The sequence below is a fragment of the Pannonibacter sp. XCT-53 genome, from assembly GCF_009915765.1.
Classification (GTDB): Bacteria; Pseudomonadota; Alphaproteobacteria; order Rhizobiales; family Stappiaceae; genus Pannonibacter; species Pannonibacter tanglangensis.
In genome coordinates, this window is record NZ_JAABLQ010000001.1 from 1,014,266 (window position 1) to 1,030,900 (window position 16,635).

The 16,635-nt window shown below is 67.3% G+C and carries 15 protein-coding genes; 2 read left to right on the plus strand and 13 right to left on the minus strand.

The features are described 5' to 3' along the window. Positions 1 to 7 precede the first annotated feature (7 nt). The 9 genes from GWI72_RS04775 to GWI72_RS04815 all read right to left on the minus strand — a co-directional run bounded on the left by GWI72_RS04775 (position 8) and on the right by GWI72_RS04815 (position 10,357). Positions 8 to 1,930, minus strand: a complete 1,923-nt coding sequence (locus GWI72_RS04775; protein ID WP_348272640.1) for a beta-galactosidase — start codon at positions 1,928 to 1,930, stop codon at positions 8 to 10. Then, positions 1,927 to 2,784 (minus strand): SMP-30/gluconolactonase/LRE family protein, encoded by an 858-nt coding sequence (locus GWI72_RS04780; RefSeq protein WP_161675895.1) that lies wholly within the window; start codon positions 2,782 to 2,784, stop codon positions 1,927 to 1,929. The genes GWI72_RS04775 and GWI72_RS04780 overlap by 4 nt, the downstream gene beginning before the upstream one ends. Beyond that, positions 2,781 to 3,398, minus strand: coding sequence for a 2-dehydro-3-deoxy-6-phosphogalactonate aldolase (locus GWI72_RS04785; RefSeq protein ID WP_209000053.1), 618 nt, complete (start codon positions 3,396 to 3,398; stop codon positions 2,781 to 2,783). The genes GWI72_RS04780 and GWI72_RS04785 overlap by 4 nt, the downstream gene beginning before the upstream one ends. Beyond that, entirely contained in the window at positions 3,398 to 4,351 is a 954-nt protein-coding gene (locus GWI72_RS04790) for a 2-dehydro-3-deoxygalactonokinase (protein WP_161707988.1), read from the minus strand. The genes GWI72_RS04785 and GWI72_RS04790 overlap by 1 nt, the downstream gene beginning before the upstream one ends. A gap of 20 nt (positions 4,352 to 4,371) precedes the next feature. Next, positions 4,372 to 5,142, minus strand: a complete 771-nt coding sequence (locus GWI72_RS04795) for an SDR family NAD(P)-dependent oxidoreductase (RefSeq protein WP_161707989.1) — start codon at positions 5,140 to 5,142, stop codon at positions 4,372 to 4,374. Between the two features lie 14 nt (positions 5,143 to 5,156). After that, positions 5,157 to 7,262 (minus strand): alpha-galactosidase, encoded by a 2,106-nt coding sequence (locus GWI72_RS04800; RefSeq protein ID WP_161707990.1) that lies wholly within the window; start codon positions 7,260 to 7,262, stop codon positions 5,157 to 5,159. After that, entirely contained in the window at positions 7,259 to 8,104 is an 846-nt protein-coding gene (locus GWI72_RS04805; protein ID WP_161675899.1) for a carbohydrate ABC transporter permease, read from the minus strand. The genes GWI72_RS04800 and GWI72_RS04805 overlap by 4 nt, the downstream gene beginning before the upstream one ends. 2 nt (positions 8,105 to 8,106) lie before the next feature. Next, a complete protein-coding gene (locus GWI72_RS04810) occupies positions 8,107 to 8,994 on the minus strand; it encodes a carbohydrate ABC transporter permease (protein WP_161707991.1) in 888 nt (295 codons plus the stop codon). A gap of 121 nt (positions 8,995 to 9,115) precedes the next feature. Then, positions 9,116 to 10,357, minus strand: a complete 1,242-nt coding sequence (locus GWI72_RS04815; RefSeq protein WP_161675901.1) for an ABC transporter substrate-binding protein — start codon at positions 10,355 to 10,357, stop codon at positions 9,116 to 9,118. Between the two features lie 152 nt (positions 10,358 to 10,509). Here GWI72_RS04815 and GWI72_RS04820 point away from each other — a divergent pair, with 152 nt between their 5' ends. Further along, positions 10,510 to 11,289 (plus strand): IclR family transcriptional regulator, encoded by a 780-nt coding sequence (locus tag GWI72_RS04820; protein ID WP_161675902.1) that lies wholly within the window; start codon positions 10,510 to 10,512, stop codon positions 11,287 to 11,289. A gap of 24 nt (positions 11,290 to 11,313) precedes the next feature. Beyond that, entirely contained in the window at positions 11,314 to 12,375 is a 1,062-nt protein-coding gene (locus GWI72_RS04825; protein ID WP_161707992.1) for an ABC transporter ATP-binding protein, read from the plus strand. A gap of 345 nt (positions 12,376 to 12,720) precedes the next feature. Here the strand turns inward: GWI72_RS04825 and GWI72_RS04830 are convergent, their stop codons facing one another. From GWI72_RS04830 to GWI72_RS04845, 4 genes are read right to left on the minus strand one after another with little or no spacing between them, the layout of a single operon-like run. Beyond that, entirely contained in the window at positions 12,721 to 13,719 is a 999-nt protein-coding gene (locus GWI72_RS04830; protein ID WP_161675904.1) for an ABC transporter ATP-binding protein, read from the minus strand. Between the two features lie 12 nt (positions 13,720 to 13,731). Further along, on the minus strand, positions 13,732 to 14,757 hold the full coding sequence (locus GWI72_RS04835) for a Gfo/Idh/MocA family protein (protein ID WP_179956018.1): 1,026 nt from the start codon (positions 14,755 to 14,757) through the stop codon (positions 13,732 to 13,734). Beyond that, positions 14,754 to 15,593, minus strand: a complete 840-nt coding sequence (locus GWI72_RS04840) for a carbohydrate ABC transporter permease (protein WP_161675905.1) — start codon at positions 15,591 to 15,593, stop codon at positions 14,754 to 14,756. The genes GWI72_RS04835 and GWI72_RS04840 overlap by 4 nt, the downstream gene beginning before the upstream one ends. A gap of 11 nt (positions 15,594 to 15,604) precedes the next feature. Beyond that, positions 15,605 to 16,540, minus strand: a complete 936-nt coding sequence (locus GWI72_RS04845) for a carbohydrate ABC transporter permease (RefSeq protein ID WP_161675906.1) — start codon at positions 16,538 to 16,540, stop codon at positions 15,605 to 15,607. Positions 16,541 to 16,635 lie beyond the last annotated feature (95 nt).

Here is a 16,635-nt window from a genome sequence, read left to right on the forward strand (position 1 = left end):
GCGTCGGTCAGGTCGTGCGCGGGGTCCAGAGAACGCCGGCTGCCGGCAGTTCATTTCCATTGAAAACAACAGGTTCCGGGTTGTAGTTGAAGTAGAACCTGTGCGTTTTCGTGTCGCGCTGCCGCACGCCCTCCGGCATCGGTGTTACGGTTACGCCGGCGCGGTGTGCGGCCTCGCCCAGAATGCGGGCCAGCGCCACCTCGTCCGGCCAGCCGCCGACATAGGTCATCCGGCCGCTGCGCACCACCGCCGACGTGCCGTCCTCGGCCCGGATCACCGTCTCGGCGGTCCCCTCCAGACGCTCGCGCCAGCCGACGAAGGCCCCGCCGCCTGCAAGCGGCACGGGCGCTGCAGCGGGAAGGCTTTCGACCCGTGCAATCCGGCAGTCGAGGCCGGGCAGGGCCGGTGGCAGCGGCACGGGGATCGAGAAATCCGGCGTCTTGGAGTTGGTCCGGGGGCCGGCGACGATCTCGGCACCGCTGGCCTGCAGCGCCGCGGCAAGCCCCTCGGGCAGGGTGAAGAGCCCCGGCACGAGCACGAGACCGTAGCCGGTGAAGTCCCGGGCGCTGGCCGGCAGGATGTCGACCGACAGGCCAAGCTGCCGCAAGCCCCGGTACATGGCAAAGGCGAGGCGGAAGTAGTCGAAGTCCTTGCCCTGCGGCTGGATCGACCAGGCCCAGGCGCTCGGATAGTCGAAGACCAGCGCCACCGGTGCCGGGGCGATGTCGGTCAGCGGCATGGCCTTCAGCTCCCCTGCCACCTGCTCCGTGGCATGATAGGCCGGGGCGGGAGCGCTGTCGGGCCGCAGCAGGCCGGCGTGCATCTGTTCCTGCGCGAAGGGAGCCTGGCGCCAGCGGAAGTAGCAGACGGCCTCCGCCCCGTGGGCGAAGGCTTCCCAGGCCCAGAGCCGGGCCATGCCGGGCAGGGGATCCGGGTTGTAGGGCGCCCAGTTCACCGGGCCGGGCTGCTGTTCCATCACCCACCAGCGCCCCCGCCCGACGGCGCGGTAGAGGTCGTGATGGAACGCCTGGAAATCCGGGTGGCCCTGGCGCAGGAAGCGCAGCTTGAACGCCTCGTCCGCTTCCAGCCGGTCGGACAGGAACCCCAGCGGGTAACTGTCCCAGCTGGCGATGTCGAGATCGGCGCCGACATCGAAATGGTCGAAGTCGACAATGCGCCCCATGTAGTTGTGGGCGATCGGGGCGTCGGTGTAGCGCCGGATGATGTCCGTCTGCAGCTTGTTGAAGGACACCACCTCGTCGGAGGCAAAGCGCCGGAAATCCATCACATGGGCCGGGTTTGCCTCGGTGACGGTCAGGTTGGGCAGTCCGATGTCCTCGAAGCTTGCGTATTCCATCGACCAGAACACGTTGCCCCAGGCCCGGTTGAGGGCCTGCGGCGACTGGTACTTGCGCGCCAGCCAGTTGCGGAACGCGGTCAGCGCCGACGGCGAGTAGGAGACGGTGGTGTCATGGCAGCCGTATTCGTTGTCGGTCTGCCAGGCAGCCACATGCGGGTTGCGGCCATACCGCTCGGCCAGCAGTGTCACGATGCGCGCGCAGTCCTCCCGGTAGCCGCGATGCGAGAAGCAGTAGTGACGGCGCGAGCCGAAGCCGCGCGGACGGCCCTGGGCGTCGACGGCCAGCATGTCCGAGTGCCGGGTCAGCATCCAGCGCGGCGGAGTTGCCGTGGGCGTGCCGAGCACGACCTGAAGACCGGCCCCGCCCAGGACGGCGATGGCGCGATCGAGCCAGTCCCAGTCCATCTTGCCCGGCTCCGGCTCCAGCCGGCTCCAGGCGAATTCGCCGATGCGCACATAAGTCAGGCCGATGGCGACCATGCGGGCCGCATCCTCGGCCCATTGGTCCTCGGACCAGTGTTCCGGATAATAGCAGACGCCAAGATGACGGGGTCGGTCGGGTTCGGTCACAGGATCACCTGATGTTCTTGCTGGCCACGGGCGATGGCGGGGGCTGCGAAGGTCATGCCGGACAGGGGCCGGGCTGCCCGCTCCCGGGCGGTCAGTCCCTGGCGGGCTGATGTGCAGTAAAGGGTGGTGAGGTCGGGGCCGCCGAAGGCCGGGCAGGTGGTGTTCGGGGCGTCGAAGGGGACGGTCCGCACAAGACTGCCGTCGGGCGCATAGGCGGCGACATGGGCGGAGCCCCATTCGGCGATCCACAGCAGGCCGTCCGCGTCCACCACGGCCCCGTCGGGCTCGCGGCCGGCAGCACCCAGATCGAGAAACACCTCCGGGTCGGAGGCCGGCCAGCCGCTGGCATCAAGCGCCACGCGCATGACCTTGCCGACGGCGGAATCCGTGAAGAAGGCCGTCTTGCCGTCGCCCGTGAAGGAGATCGCGTTGGTGATGGTGATGCGCGCAAAGAGCTGGCGCAACTCCCCGCGATACCAGCGATAGATCGCGCCGGCCCCGGCTTCGGCCTTGTAGCCCATGGTGCCGATCCAGAACCCGCCCTGCGGGTCCGCCCGCCCGTCATTTGACCGGGTCAGGGCGTTGTCGGCCTCCAGCGGACACAGCGACTGGCTGGTCCCGCGGGCCAGGTCATGGACGCGCAGGTCACGGGCGCTGGCGATCAGGAGACGATCCCGGTCGATCCATCCCGCCGCCGAGACGCAGACGTCGAACCGGGTTGCCAGGGTCTCGTCACCGGTCTGGGTGTAGAGGGTCTGGCCGGTGATGTCGAACCAGAAGAGCTGCTGGCGGAGCGGGTGCCACAGCGGCCCTTCGCCCAGTTCGCAGACGGTTGCGTCGAAAACCGAAGTCATGCCTTGTCTCCTGCCGCTGCCGCCGCATCATAGGCGAGCACCATGGCGCGCGCGCGTCGCCCCACCTCCTCCACCGGCAGCCCGGGGGTGTAGAGCGCCGTGCCGATGCCGAAGCCGGTGATGCCTGCCTTCAGCCACTGGCCGAAGGTGTCCGCGCCGGCGCCGCCGACGGCATAGAGATCCGTTCCCGCCGGCAGGACCGCCCGGATTGCCCTGACGCCCTCGGCCCCGAGCAATCCGGCCGGAAACAGCTTGAGCCCGTCGGCTCCGGCCTTCAGGGCGGCAAAGCACTCGGTCGGCGTCATCACGCCGGGGAAGGACAGGAGACCGGCGGCCTTGGTCGCGCGGATCACCTCCGGATCGCAGTTGGGCGAGACCACCAGTCGCGCGCCGATGTCGGCTAGACGGGCCACATCGGCCGCGTCCAGCACGGTGCCGGCACCGATCTCGGCGCGGGGTCCGAACTGCCGCACCATGGCCGCGATGCTGTCGAACGGGGAGGGAGAATTGAGCGGGACCTCGATCCGGGCAAAGCCTGCGTCGATCAGCGTTTCGCAGACGGGCAGGCTTTCTGCGGGCGTCAGGCCGCGCAGGATGGCAATGAGCGGGCGCATCAGGCGCGTCTCCGGGGGGCTTCCATGAGGGTGTGGCGGGCCAGCGTCAGGCCGGCCAGGGTGAGATCGTCGCCGCCGGCTTCCGCGGCCTCGCAGCCGGCAATCGCCAGTGCTGCGGCGTAGAGGCGGTTGAGGCTGGAGGCGCCGATCAGCCGGACGGGGCCGACGCGCCGCTCGCCGAGGGCGGCCAGCTCGTTGCCGATCAGGAGACCGGAGAGCCTCGCCCGCGCCACGGCGGCGCCCATGCCGTGCAGGAGCCCCTCGGCCCGCAGGCGGAACAGGTCCCCCGCCAGTCCGGCCGGCTGGTGGAGCGCTTCGGCGACCGCCTCGGCAAAGGCGGCGTGATCCCAGGCGTCCTGTCCGCCGAGACCATGGCGCAGCACCGAGTGTCCGGCGATCAGACCGTAGAGTTCTCCGGTCATGAAGGTGGAGAAGCTCTGGACTTCCCCGCCGCGCACGGTGACCCACTTGGTGTGGGTCCCCGGCAGGCAGGCAAGGCCGGAGAAGCGCGGATCCCCGGCCAGCAGTCCGGCTATCTGCGTTTCCTCTCCCCGCATCACGTCGGCCGGCGCGTCCTGCTTCAGGCCCGGCACGACCCAGAGGGCGATCCTGGGATCCAGCGTGGTGCCGCGCACCATGTGGTCGGCGTTGAGCGGGCCGCAGGGCACGGCCATGTAGGGGGCTTCCACCCAGCCCTGGCGGCTGCCCACCATGCCGCAGGCAATCACGGGTGTCACCCGGCCGGTGCCGAGCCAGCGGGTCACCAGGGCCAGCAGCGCCGGCTCGAAGCCGTCGCGGTCCAGACTGGACATTCCGGCATCCGAGGCGGCGCGGGCCACCGGCTCGTCGCCGCGCATCGCCCAGGCTCTCAGATGGGTGGTGCCCCAGTCGACCGCGATCCAGTCAACCGCGATCCAGTCGGGCGTCTGGCTCGCCGGCAGGGTGTCGCTCATGTGCCTGTCCGCCTCTGCCGTCATCCTGTCACCACAACGCCGCCGTCGATCACCAGCGCCTGGCCCGTCATCATGCGCGAGGCGCGCGAGGCCAGGAACAGGCAGCCGCCGGCGATGTCCTCCGGTTCGATGGTCTCCTTCAGGCACTGGCGGTCGAGATGGGCGCTGAGACCCTCCGGCGTCACCCACATGTCCTTCTGCTTCTGGGTCAGCACCCAGCCCGGAGCCAGGGCATTGATGCGGATCCGGTCCGGGCCAAACTCGCGCGCCAGGCTGCGCGTCATGCCGTTGATGGCGGAATTGGCCGAGGTGTAGATCGCGTAGCCGGCGTTGCCCATCATGTAGCTGATGGAGGAGAAATTGATGATCGAGCCGCCGCCGGCTGCCTTCATGCCCGGGATCACCGCCTGCATGGCGAAGAAATAGGCCTTCAGGTTGATCGCCATCGACCAGTTCCAGTAGTCCTCGGTCACGTCGAGCGTGGCGTGGCGCTGGTCGTTGGCGGCGTTGTTGACGAGCACGGTGACGGTGCCATGGGCCGCCGCCGCCTGACCGATCGCGGCTTTCAGGGCCTCGATGTCGGTGATGTCGCAGGGCAGGAACAGCGGCCGGCGTCCGGTCTTGCGCTCCATCTCGTCACAGAAGGCAGTGGCATCGGAGCGCTGCACGAAGGCGACCTTCGACCCTTGCCGCAGGAAGGCCTCGGTCAGCGAGGCCCCGATGCCGGAGCCGCCGCCGGTGATGAAGACGGAAGCGCCGTCAAGGTCGGGAAACACGGGCAGGAAATCCATGGGTCAGCTCCAGGTCAGGGAAGGCGCGGGGCAGCGGGATCGAGCCTCTCGCCCTCGAGCATGTAGAGGGTTCCGGGCCAGGCCACGGGCAGGCTCAGGCCCTGCTGCATCAGGGCGGCGCCCGACAGCTCCACCGCGCCGGCGCGCAGCGCATTCGGGCCGCGGGCCTGGGGCGGACAGTCGCCGGGGTTTGTCAGCCGCACGCGGTAGCGGGCGCGCGGGTCGAGCCGCGTCAGCCGCAGCGGCAGGGGCAGGCTCTGGCGCGACGTCGCGACCTGGGCGGACCAGACGACGAACCTTGCACCGTCCTGCGCCAGCTGCTGCTCGGCCAGCACGGCGGGATCGCTGGCGTCGAGACGCAGGATGTCGGCCGTGACCAGCCAGTCCCGGTTCGCCTTCCACCAGGCCGTCACCGCGCCGAGGCAGGCGGCCTCCGTGTCCGTCAGCTCCCTCAGGTCCATCTCGAAGCCCATGTGGCGCTGCGCAGCCGTCCGGGCGCGCAGGCTCATGTCCAGAACCCGGCCGGAGGTGTGGCAGTGCCGCGGGCCGACGTGGCTGCCCGTGACCGCCATGGGCAGGAACAGGGCCGCATCATGCTGGATGCGCAGCCGCTCCAGCGCATCGTTGCTGTCCGACAGCCAGACGCGCTGCGTCAGGGCCAGGATCCCGGCATCGATGCGGCCGCCGCCGGAGGCGCAGCTTTCGATCTCGACGCCCGGATGGGCGGCCCGCAGGCGCGCCAGAAGCTCGTAGATGCCCCGCGTCTGGGCGGCATCGACCACCGGCAACAGCCGGTTGTGATCCCATTTCAGATAATCGATCGGGTGCTCGGCCAGCAGGGCCGACAGCCGCAGGAACAGATGATCGCGCACATCCGCGCGGGCCAGATCGAGCACGAGCTGGTTGCGGCCGCGTGTCTGGTCGAGGGGGCCGAGCACCCAGTCGGGATGGGCCCGGAACAGGTCGCTGTCCTCGCTCACCATCTCCGGCTCGACCCAGAGGCCGAAGCGCATGCCGAGCGCCTCGACCACCCGGATGAGCGGCATCAGACCGTCCGGCCACTTGCGCCGGTCGACGATCCAGTCGCCCAGACTGGAGGTGTCGTCATCGCGCCGGCCGAACCAGCCGTCATCGAGGACGAAGCGTTCCGCTCCGAGCGCGGCCGCCCGCTCGGCAATCGCGGTCAGGCTGTCGAGGTCGTGGCGGAAATAGACCGCTTCCCAGCAGTTGTAGTGGACCGGCCGCGGGCGCCTGTCGAGCGGTTCGGGCCAGGTGACGATGCGGGTGCGCACGTCGTGCTGGAAGCGCGTGGCGATGCCGTTCAGACCTTCGCCGGAATAGGTGACGAGCAGTTCGGCGCTCTCGAAGGCAAGGCCCGGTTCCGTCTCCGCGCCGCCCGCATGGCCGAACTGGACCTGCCGGCGGCCGTCCTGAAGGCCCTCCGCGATCATCCGGTGGCCACCCGACCAGGCATAATGCAGGGCCCAGGCCTCGCCGGCGGTGTTGCGACAGCCGGGCGCGGTGAAAAGGGCGTAGGGCGGGTGTTCCTGACCGGAGCGACCGGTGCGGCTCTCGCGCACCCGCTGACCGGTGACGAAGGGGGTGCGCTCGATCTGGAATTCCCCGATCCAGCGGCCGGCGACGTCGAGGATGTCGCTGACCTCGGCAGCCACCGGCAGCACCGGGGCGGCCAGCCAGTCCACCCGGACCGGGCTTTCGGCGACGAGCGCGCTGCGCAGGCCGAGGAAGCCGGTCGGATGGACCGTCAGCGTGTGGCGCAGCGTCAGTCCGGCCGTCGCGTCGCGCGAGACCAGCACCAGCCCCCTTGCATCCTGTTCGGCCAGCTCGAAGCGGAAGCGCGGCGTCAGCACCGTGCCATCTGCCTGACGGAGCACGAGGCCGGGCTGGCCCTGCCAGGACCCACCCGGTGTCGGGGTGAGCGACAGGGGCGGCAGCACGTCGAGCATCCCGCCGGTCAGGCACGGTTCGGCTGCTGCCCGCAGGGCGTGGAGATCCTCGTCCTCGGGCAGCCGCGCGCCCCAGTACACGGCCGCAGGCACGCCGCCGTCGGTCGCAACGACAAGGGTCTGGGTGGCGGTGTCGAGGCGCCAGCAGGTCATTTCACCGCTCCGAGCGTCAGGCCGGCGATGAAATGCTTCTGCATCAGGAAGAACATCAGCACCGGCGGCAGGGCCGCGATGATCGAGCCGGCCGAAACCAGATGCCAGGCAGCCACCCACTGGCCGTTCAGCGAGTAGAGGCCGGCGGTCACGGGCTGCGTCGCCGCGCCGGTCGTCAGCACGGTGGCCCAGAAATAGTCGTTCCAGATGAAGGTGAAGACCAGCACGGACAGGGCGGCAATCGCCGGGCGCATCAGCGGCAGCACCACGTACCAGAAGATCCGGATTTCGCTGACGCCTTCCACGCGCGCGGCCTCGATCAGCTCGTAGGGCAGGGCGCGGATGAAGTTGCGCATGAACAGGGTGCAGAACCCGGTCTGGAAGGCGATGTGGAACAGCGCCAGCCCGAGCGTCGTGTCATAGAGGCCGAGCTGCAGCGTCAGGTCGCGCACGGGGACCATCAGGATCTGGAACGGCACGAAGTTTCCGGCGACGAACAGGAAGAAGATCAGCACGTTGCCGCGGAACTTGTACACCGCCAGCGCAAAGCCCGTCATGCAGGACAGGGCGACAGCGCCGATCACCGTCGGGATCGTCACCTTGAAGGAATTGAGGATGTAGCTGGCGATCGGCGAATTGCGGAAGACCGCCAGGTAGTTGTCGAAGGCGATGGCGGAGGGCAGGCCGAAATAGTTGCCCGCCGCCAGGTCGGACGAGGGCCGCACCGACGTCATGGCGACACCGATCAGCGGCAGGAGCCACAGGATCAGGGCGATCGGCAGGGCGATCTGGTAGAGGACGCGAGCCTGGGGGCTGGCCTGCTGGATCGGACGGGGAAACATGCTCAGTGATCCTTCTCGTCGCGCCACATCTTCCAGATGAAGCCGGTGATGAAGACCATCATGATGGCAAAGAGAACGACGGCGATGGCTGCGCCATATCCCATGCGGTAGCCGTATTCGGACAGCGCCTGCTCGTACATGTAGAAGGACAGCACGCGCGAGGATCCGAACGGACCGCCGGTGGTCATGATCGACACCAGGTCGAAGGACCGCAGCGCCCCGATCACGGTGACCACCACGGCGATGAAGGTGGCCGGGCGCAGCTGCGGCAGGATCACGTACCAGAGCATCTTCCAGCCCTTGGCGCCGTCCAGCCGGGCCGCCTCGATCTGGTCGGGCGCCACGTTGTTGAGGCCCGTGAGATAGAGGATCATCACGTAGGCGATCTGCGGCCACAGCCCGGCTGCGATGATGCCGTAGGTCACGAAGCGCTCTTCGGCGAGGATTGCCACGCCCTGTCCGGTGATGGCCTCGATGATGGCGTAGAGCAGGCCGAAGTTCGGGGCGTAGAACCAGGAGAACATCAGCCCGACGACGACCTGGCTGATGACGAAGGGAAAGAAGAACAGCGACTTGTAGGCGCGGATGCCCCAGACCGTCTGGTTGAGGAAGATCGCGATCAGGAGCCCGGCAGGCACCGCCAGCATGTAGAGCGCCAGCCACAGCACGTTGTTCTTCAGCGAGACGTAGAAGGCCTCGTCGTCGACCAGCTCGACATAGTTGTCGAGGCCGATCCACACGGCCTCGCCGAGCCCGTCCCAGTCGTAGAAGGAGATCGCCATCGACTGGAAGATCGGCGCGATCACATAGACGACGAAGAACAGGGCACCGGGTGCCAGAAACAGCCAGGGGGCCAGGCGGCGCTGGTTTGCTTTGAGATAGGCCTGCATGGGGTCCTCTGCGGCTCCGTCAGCCGCCGCGCGGCACGCGGATACAATCCGCCTGCCGTCAGGGTGGGCCGGTCAGCGGGGCAAGCGGGCGGAGCAGGGAGGCTCCGCCCGATCCGGTCGGTTACTTGTAGATGCGCTGGCGCATCTTCTCGAGGCGTTCGAGGATGGCGTCGAGCCGGTCCGGCTTGACGGTGAACTCCTGGAAGCCTTCCATGCCGGCCTTGGCCATCTCGGCCGGGGCGTCGCGGTCGAAGAACTGGGCGAGGCCGGAGGCGGTCGAGACGGTCTGGAAGCCGGCGCTCAGGAACGGATCGCTGGCATCGACGGTCGCGTTCTTGTTGGTCGGCAGCTGGCCCAGCGTCTTGTTGATCGCGGTCTGCACGTCGGCGCGGGCGACGAAGGCGAGGAACTTCTTGGCGTCTGCCACGTTCTTGGCGCCGGCCGGGATGTGGATGGTGTCGGTCGGGGCCTCCTCGGCGCGCGGGATGCCCGGCGTGATTTCCGGGAACACCATGAAGCCGAGGCTGTCGTTGGTCATGCCGCCATCCTTGAACACGGCGACGGCGAAGTTGCCCATGACGTAGTTGGCGGCCTTGCCCTGCACCATGAGGGCGGCGGCGTCCTGCCACTCCAGCGCGGCATGGTTGGCGGTCATGTAGCCCGGCGCGACCAGCTTTTCCCACTCCTTGAACGTCGCCTTGACGCGGTCGTCGGTCCAGGGGATCTCACCGTTGGTGAGCTGCATGTGGAAGTCGTAGCCGTTGGTGCGCAGGTTCAGATAGTCGAAGATGCCGGCCAGCGGCCACAGGGCCTTCGAGCCGGTGGTCACGCAGTCGATTCCGGCCGCCTTGAACTTGGCGCAATTGGCGATGAACTCGTCCCAAGTCTTGGGAACCTCGACGCCGACCTGCTTGTAGAGGTCCTTGTTGTAGTAGATGCCCCACTGATAATAGGTGTAGGGCACGCCCCACTGCTTGCCGTCGATGGTCATCGAGGCCAGCGACGAGGACAGCTGCTCGGCGAGGTTGTTTTCCTTCCAGACGTCGCTCACGTCGGTGAACTGGCCGGCCTTGACGAAGGGCGCCATGCGGTTGCCGGCGTACCAGTTGGCCAGATCCGGAGCGTCAGCGGTCAGGAAGTTGCGGATCGCGGTCTTGTAGCCCTCGTGGTCGAACATGTTCACGACCACGTCGACGTCCGGGTTCTCCGCCTCGAACATGGTGATCAGCTGTTCCATGGCGGCCTTCGGCGCCGGGTCGGACGTGTCCGTGTTGAAGACAAGCGTCCGCTTTTCGGCCATGGCCGAGCCGGACATGAGGACGGCAATCGCCAGTGCGGTGCCGCCGAGCAACTTCTGAACCATAGTTCTCCTCCCAATGGTGTCACGCGGTTCGCTGCGGGTCTGTCGCAGATCGACCCTGCAAGTTTGTTCCAAATAATGGAACTTTGTCTTGCATATTGAAAACTATGCTGCCAAGCTTTAGGACTGTCAAGGCGCGAGACCGGAGAAACGGAATGAGCGAGGAAAAAGGCGACGGAACCGTGGGCAAGGCCCTCGACGTGCTGGACATGGTTGCCCGGCATGGACGTCCCGTGCGCTTCACCGAGCTGCTCGGGCAGGGCGCCTATCCGAAGGCGACGCTCTATCGCTTCCTGCAGACCCTCACCAACCAGGGCATGCTGGCCTATGATCCGCAGACGCAGGTCTATTCGCTCGGCGTGCGGCTGGTCCGTCTGGCGCATGCGGCCTGGGCGCAGAGTTCGCTGGCCCCCATTGCCCGGCCCTGGCTCGACAAGCTGTCGGAAGAGCTGGGCGAGACGCTGCATCTGGCCCAGCTCGATCAGGGCCAGGTGCTCTATGTCGACAAGCGCAATGCTGCCCGGCCGGTGGAAATGTTCAGTCAGGCCGGCAAGGTCGGTCCGGCCTACTGCACCGGCGTCGGCAAGGCGATGCTGGCGTTCCTGCCGGAAGACAAGCTGGAACAGGCGCTGACCCGCCAGTCGTTCCACGCCTTCACCCCCGGCACGCTCGCCTCGCGCGAGACGCTCGTCGAGGAGCTCAAGGCCATCCGCATCAGGGGCTACGCCTTCGACCGGGAGGAGCACGAGCCGGGCATCATCTGCATCGCGGCGCCGATCCTGTCGGCGTCCGGCCGCGCGATCGGTGCGATGTCGATCACCTCGACGACGCAGCGCAATTCACTGGAAGACCTGGAAGCCTTTGCGCCCCGCCTGAAGGACGTTGCAGCCGCCATTGCGGCCGATGCCCAGGCCTGGCGCTTCCCCGAACAGTAAGATCCGCGAAATGGGAGGAATGAGATGTCCGGCGTGGTCCTGAGCAATGTGGTCAAGCGATTTGGCGAGGTCGAGGTCATTCGCGGTGTCGACCTGACGGTCGACCATGGAGAATTCTGCGTCTTCGTCGGCCCCTCCGGTTGCGGCAAGTCCACGCTCCTGCGCATGGTGGCGGGCCTTGAGGCAACCACCTCCGGCACCGTCCGCATCGGCAGCCGGGACGTGACCCATGCCGATCCCTCCGATCGCGGCGTGGCCATGGTGTTCCAGACCTATGCGCTCTATCCGCACATGACGGTGGCCGAGAACATGGGGTTCGGCCTCAAGATGACCGGCCATCCCCGGCAGGAGATCGCTGCCAAGGTGGCGGAAGCCGCGCGGATCCTCAAGCTCGAGCCGCTGCTGCAGCGCAAGCCCAAGGCCCTGTCCGGCGGCCAGCGCCAGCGTGTGGCCATCGGGCGTGCGATCGTGCGCGGGCCGGACGTGTTCCTGTTCGACGAGCCGCTGTCGAACCTCGACGCCGAGCTGCGCGTGGAGATGCGCGTGGAGATCGCGCGCCTGCACCGGGAAATCGGGGCGACCATGATCTACGTCACCCACGACCAGGTCGAAGCCATGACGCTGGCCGACAAGATCGTGGTCCTGCGGGCCGGCCGCATCGAGCAGGTCGGAAAGCCGCTTGATCTCTACCATGACCCCGACAACCGCTTCGTCGCCGGCTTCATCGGCTCGCCGTCGATGAACTTCGTGGCGGCCCGCCGGCTTGACGGCGGCCTCCTTGCGGCGCCGGGCGTGGCGGGCGAACCGGTGCCGGGGCCCGAGGTGGCCGCGCCGTCCGGGGATGTGGTGCTCGGCATCCGGCCGCAGCATGTGCAGATTGTCGCCGGCGACACGCACCGCGTCGACATGATCGAGGCCCTGGGCGGCGTCTCCTACATCCACCTCGTCGCGCCGTCCGGCGAGAAGCTCGTTGCCGAACAGCACCAGGACGCCACGGCCCGTGCGGGCGACCGCGTCGCGGTCCGCTTCGATCCGTCGAAGGCCTTCCTGTTCACGGCCGACGCGGCCGGCCGGCGGCTGCGCTGACGGCAGTGTCCGGGCCGGACAGCAGAACGGCGGGCAAGGCCCGCCGTGAGGTTGAGGACAAACCCTCAATCGTCATCCCGGCCCAGCTGAGCGTGAGCGAAGCGCCGAGCCGGGATCCAGATATCAGCCGCGCGAAGCGCGACACACCTGTCGGTCGCAAGTCGTATCGAGTTGACTTGGTTTTGGGCTCGCTTGCGCTCGCACAGGCATGCTGGATTCCGGATCTGCGGTTCGCTGAACGCTCACCTTGTCCGGAATGACGGCAAACTGACGAAACGCCGAAGTTCGGCAGCAGTCTGACGGCGGGCAAGGCCCGCCGTCTTTCAGTCCGTGCCTCGATCTGGCTCAGCGGATCCGCTTTCCGTCCTTGTCGAAGTGGTAGCAGCGGGAGGGGTCCGGCGTCAGGTGCACGGTCTCGTCCACCTCGAACTTGTGCTCGCCGAACAGCCGCACCGTGACGAGCCCGTGCTCGGCGTTGCGAACATAGACCAGCGTTTCGCCGCCAAGGTGCTCCACGTGGCTCACCGTGCCGCTGATCTGGCCCTGGCTGCGGTTGATCGCCAGATGCTCCGGGCGGATGCCGAGGGTTTCGCCACGCCCGTTGAGCAGCGCGCCCTTGAGGAAGTTCATCTGCGGCGAACCGATGAAGCCGGCGACGAACACATTGTCCGGATCGTTGTAGAGTTCCATCGGCGCCCCGACCTGCTCGATGCGCCCGGCGTTGAGCACGACGATGCGGTCTGCCAGCGTCATGGCTTCCACCTGGTCATGCGTGACATAGATCATCGTCGCCTTGAGGTCGCGGTGCAGGCGGGCGATCTCGATGCGCGTGTTGACGCGCAGCGCGGCATCGAGGTTCGACAGCGGCTCGTCGAACAGGAACAGCTTCGGCGTGCGCACCACGGCGCGGCCGATGGCCACGCGCTGGCGCTGGCCGCCCGACAGTTCCGCCGGCCGGCGCTCGAGCAGCTTGTCGAGCGACAGCATCGACGAGGCCCGCTGCACCGCAGCCTCGATGTCCGCCTTCGACGCTCCGGCCTGCTTCAGCGCCAGCGCCATGTTGCCGCGCACGGTCAGATGCGGGTAGAGCGCGTAGGACTGGAACACCATCGCGATCTCGCGCTTGGAGGGCGGTGCGTTGGTGATGTCGGCATCATCGATGCGCATCGTGCCGCTGGTGGCGTCCTCGAGGCCCGCGATGATGCGCAGCAGCGTGGACTTGCCGCAGCCCGACGGGCCGACGAACACGCAGAACTCGCCGTCGTTGACGGTCAGGTCGACCCCCTTGATGACATCGACGGGGCCGAAGGACTTGGTGATCTTGGTGAGGGACAGTGCGCCCATGATAGCTCCTGCTTACAGCTTGACCGGCTTGCCGGAACGCACGCTCTCGTCGGCCGCCAGGCAGACGGCAAGGGAGCGCACGGCATCGGACATGTGCCGCGTGAGATCGAGGTTCTCGGTGATGGCCCGCGCCACATAGGCCTGTTCGCGGGCGCAAAGGGCGTCATGGCCCGGCTCGTCGGCCATATCGAGGTCCTGATGGCCCTCACCGGCCTTGTGGAGGCGCAGCTTCGAGGTCTGGGTGTGGGCGTCGATGTCGTCGGAACGCACCGTGTCGGGCATGCGGATCGACACCGCCCCCTTCGGGCTGACCACGTCCTTCACGAAGAAGGCCGTGTCCGACATCATCGGGCCCCAGCCCGCCTCGTACCAGCCCAGGCTGCCGTCGGCGAACAGCACCTGGAAGTGGCCGTAATTGTACATGTCGGCCGCAATCTCGTCGCTGAGCCGGAGGCCCATGCCGCGCACCTCGACGGGGGCGGCGTCGGTGATCTGGCACATGACGTCGACATAATGCACGCCGCAGTCGACGATCGGCGGCGTCGTCTGCATCAGGGCCTTGTGCACCTCCCAGGTCGGGCCCGACGACTGCTGGTTCAGGTTCAGGCGGAACACATAGGGACCGCCGAGCGCCCGGGCCTCCGCGATCAGCCGCTGCCAGCTCGGGTGATGGCGCAGGATGTAGCCGACCACGAGCTTGCGGCCGGTCTCCTGCGCCTTGGCAACGACGCGCCGCGCCTCCGCCACCGTGGTGGCCAGCGGCTTCTCGACGAACACATGGGCGCCGGCATCCATCGCCGCACAGGCGAAGTCCGCGTGGGTGTCCGAGTAGGTCGCGATGCAGACCAGGTCCGGCTTCAGCGCCGCCAGGGCCGCATGGTAGTCGGTGTGATGCGGATAGGCGGCAAGCTCTGCCGGCAGCCGCTCGGGCCGCGACCGGCTGACCAGTCCGACGATCTCGAAGGACGGGTCGGCATGGTAGGCGCGGGCGTGGCTCAGGCCCATGTTGCCAAGTCCGACGACGAGGGTGCGGATCATTTCACGGCTCCTGCGGTGATGCCGCGGATGAGCTGGCGCGAGAAGATCAGGTAGAGCACCAGCACCGGCAGGATGGCGAGCGACAGGGCGGCCAGCACGGCGTTCCAGTTGGTCACGAACTGGCCGATGAACACCTGGCTGCCGAGCGTCACCGTCTTGGTGGCCTCCGACGGTGCCAGGATCAGCGGGAACCAGAGGTCGTTCCAGATCGGGATCATGGAGAACACCGCCACCGTCGCCATCGCCGGGCGGACCAGCGGCAGGACGAGCGTGAAGAAGATCCGGTACTCGCTGAGTCCGTCGATGCGCCCGGCGTTCTTCAGGTCATCGGAAATGCCGCGCATGAACTCCGACAGGATGAAGACGGCCAGCGGCAGGCCCTGGGCCGTGTAGACCAGGACCAGCGCGGTCAGGGTGTTGACGAGGCCGGAGGCGACCATCAGGTCGAGGATCGCCACCGTGCCGAGGCGGATCGGGATCATGATGCCGATGGCCAGATAGAGGCCCATCAGCGTGTTGCCGCGGAAGCGGTACTCCGACAGGGCAAAGGCCGCCATGGCGCCGAACAGCAGCACGAAGAACAGCGAGGCCACCGTCACCACGAGGCTGTTCTGGAAGTAGAGGAAGAAATCCCCCTGGGCCAGCACCGTGGTGTAGCCCACCAGATCGAAGGTCTCCGGCGTCGGAATGGCCAGCGGATCGCCGAAGATGGCCTTGCGCGACTTGAACGAGTTGATGACGACGATGAAGACCGGAAACAGCGCGATCACGGTGTAGAGGCCGAGGACCGCATGGGCTGCGACGGTGCGTCCGAGCGAGGACCGGGTCTTGGACATGCGTGGCCTCCTCAGAACTGGTAGCGGCGCAGCCGCGTCTGGATCGTGAACAGGTAGATGCAGACACCGACCAGGATGATGCCGAACATCGCCGTTGCAATGGTTGCGCCCATGTGCGGGTCGCCGAGCTGGAGCTGGAACCCGAAGAAGGTGCGATAGAGGAACGTGCCGAGGATGTCGGTGGCGAAATTCGGGCCGGCGAGCGCACCTTGCGAGACGTAGATGAGGTCAAAGGCGTTGAAGTTGCCGACAAAGGTCAGGATCGAGATGATGCCGATCGACGGCAGGATCAGCGGCAGCTTGATCTTCCAGAACTGCTTGGCTCCGGTGATGCCGTCCATTTCGGCCGCCTCGAGGATCTCGTCCGGAATGGTCAGCAGCGCGGCATAGATCAGCATCATCGGGATGCCGACGAACTGCCAGACCGAGACAAGCGCCAGCGTGGTCAGGGCGGAGGCCTCCTGGCCGAGCCAGGGCGCATAGAGCCAGCGCAGCCCGACCGCATCCAGAAGCCCCGGCGCGATGCCCCAGATCGGCGACAGGATCAGCTTCCAGACGAAGCCGACGATCACGAAGGACAGGATGGTCGGAATGAAGATCGCTGTCCGGTAGAAGGCGGCCATGCGCAGCTTCGGCGAGGACAGAAGGGCGGCGAGAAGCACGCCGATCGGGTTCTGCACCAGCATGTGGATGAGGAAGAACCAGGTGTTGTTGGCCAGTGCGTTCCAGAACGCATCCGCCCAGCGGGGATCGCCGAACAGGGTCTGGAAATTGGCCAGACCGACGAATGTGGTCACGCCCTCCGGGGTGAGGTTGAACAGGGCCATGTTCAGCGTGGCGAACAGCGGCAGGATCATGATCGCGGAATAGATGATCACGGCCGGGGCCAGGAACACGCCGATGTGCCAGCGGAATGGCTTCTTGCCTGGAAGGGCGGTCTCGGTCATGGGGTAAAGCCTCTGCGTGAAGGGGAGGCCCGGACCTGGGCCTCCCCAACCTGCGTGGGATGGGGTCTGTGCTAAGACGGTAACGCTTTTTGCGT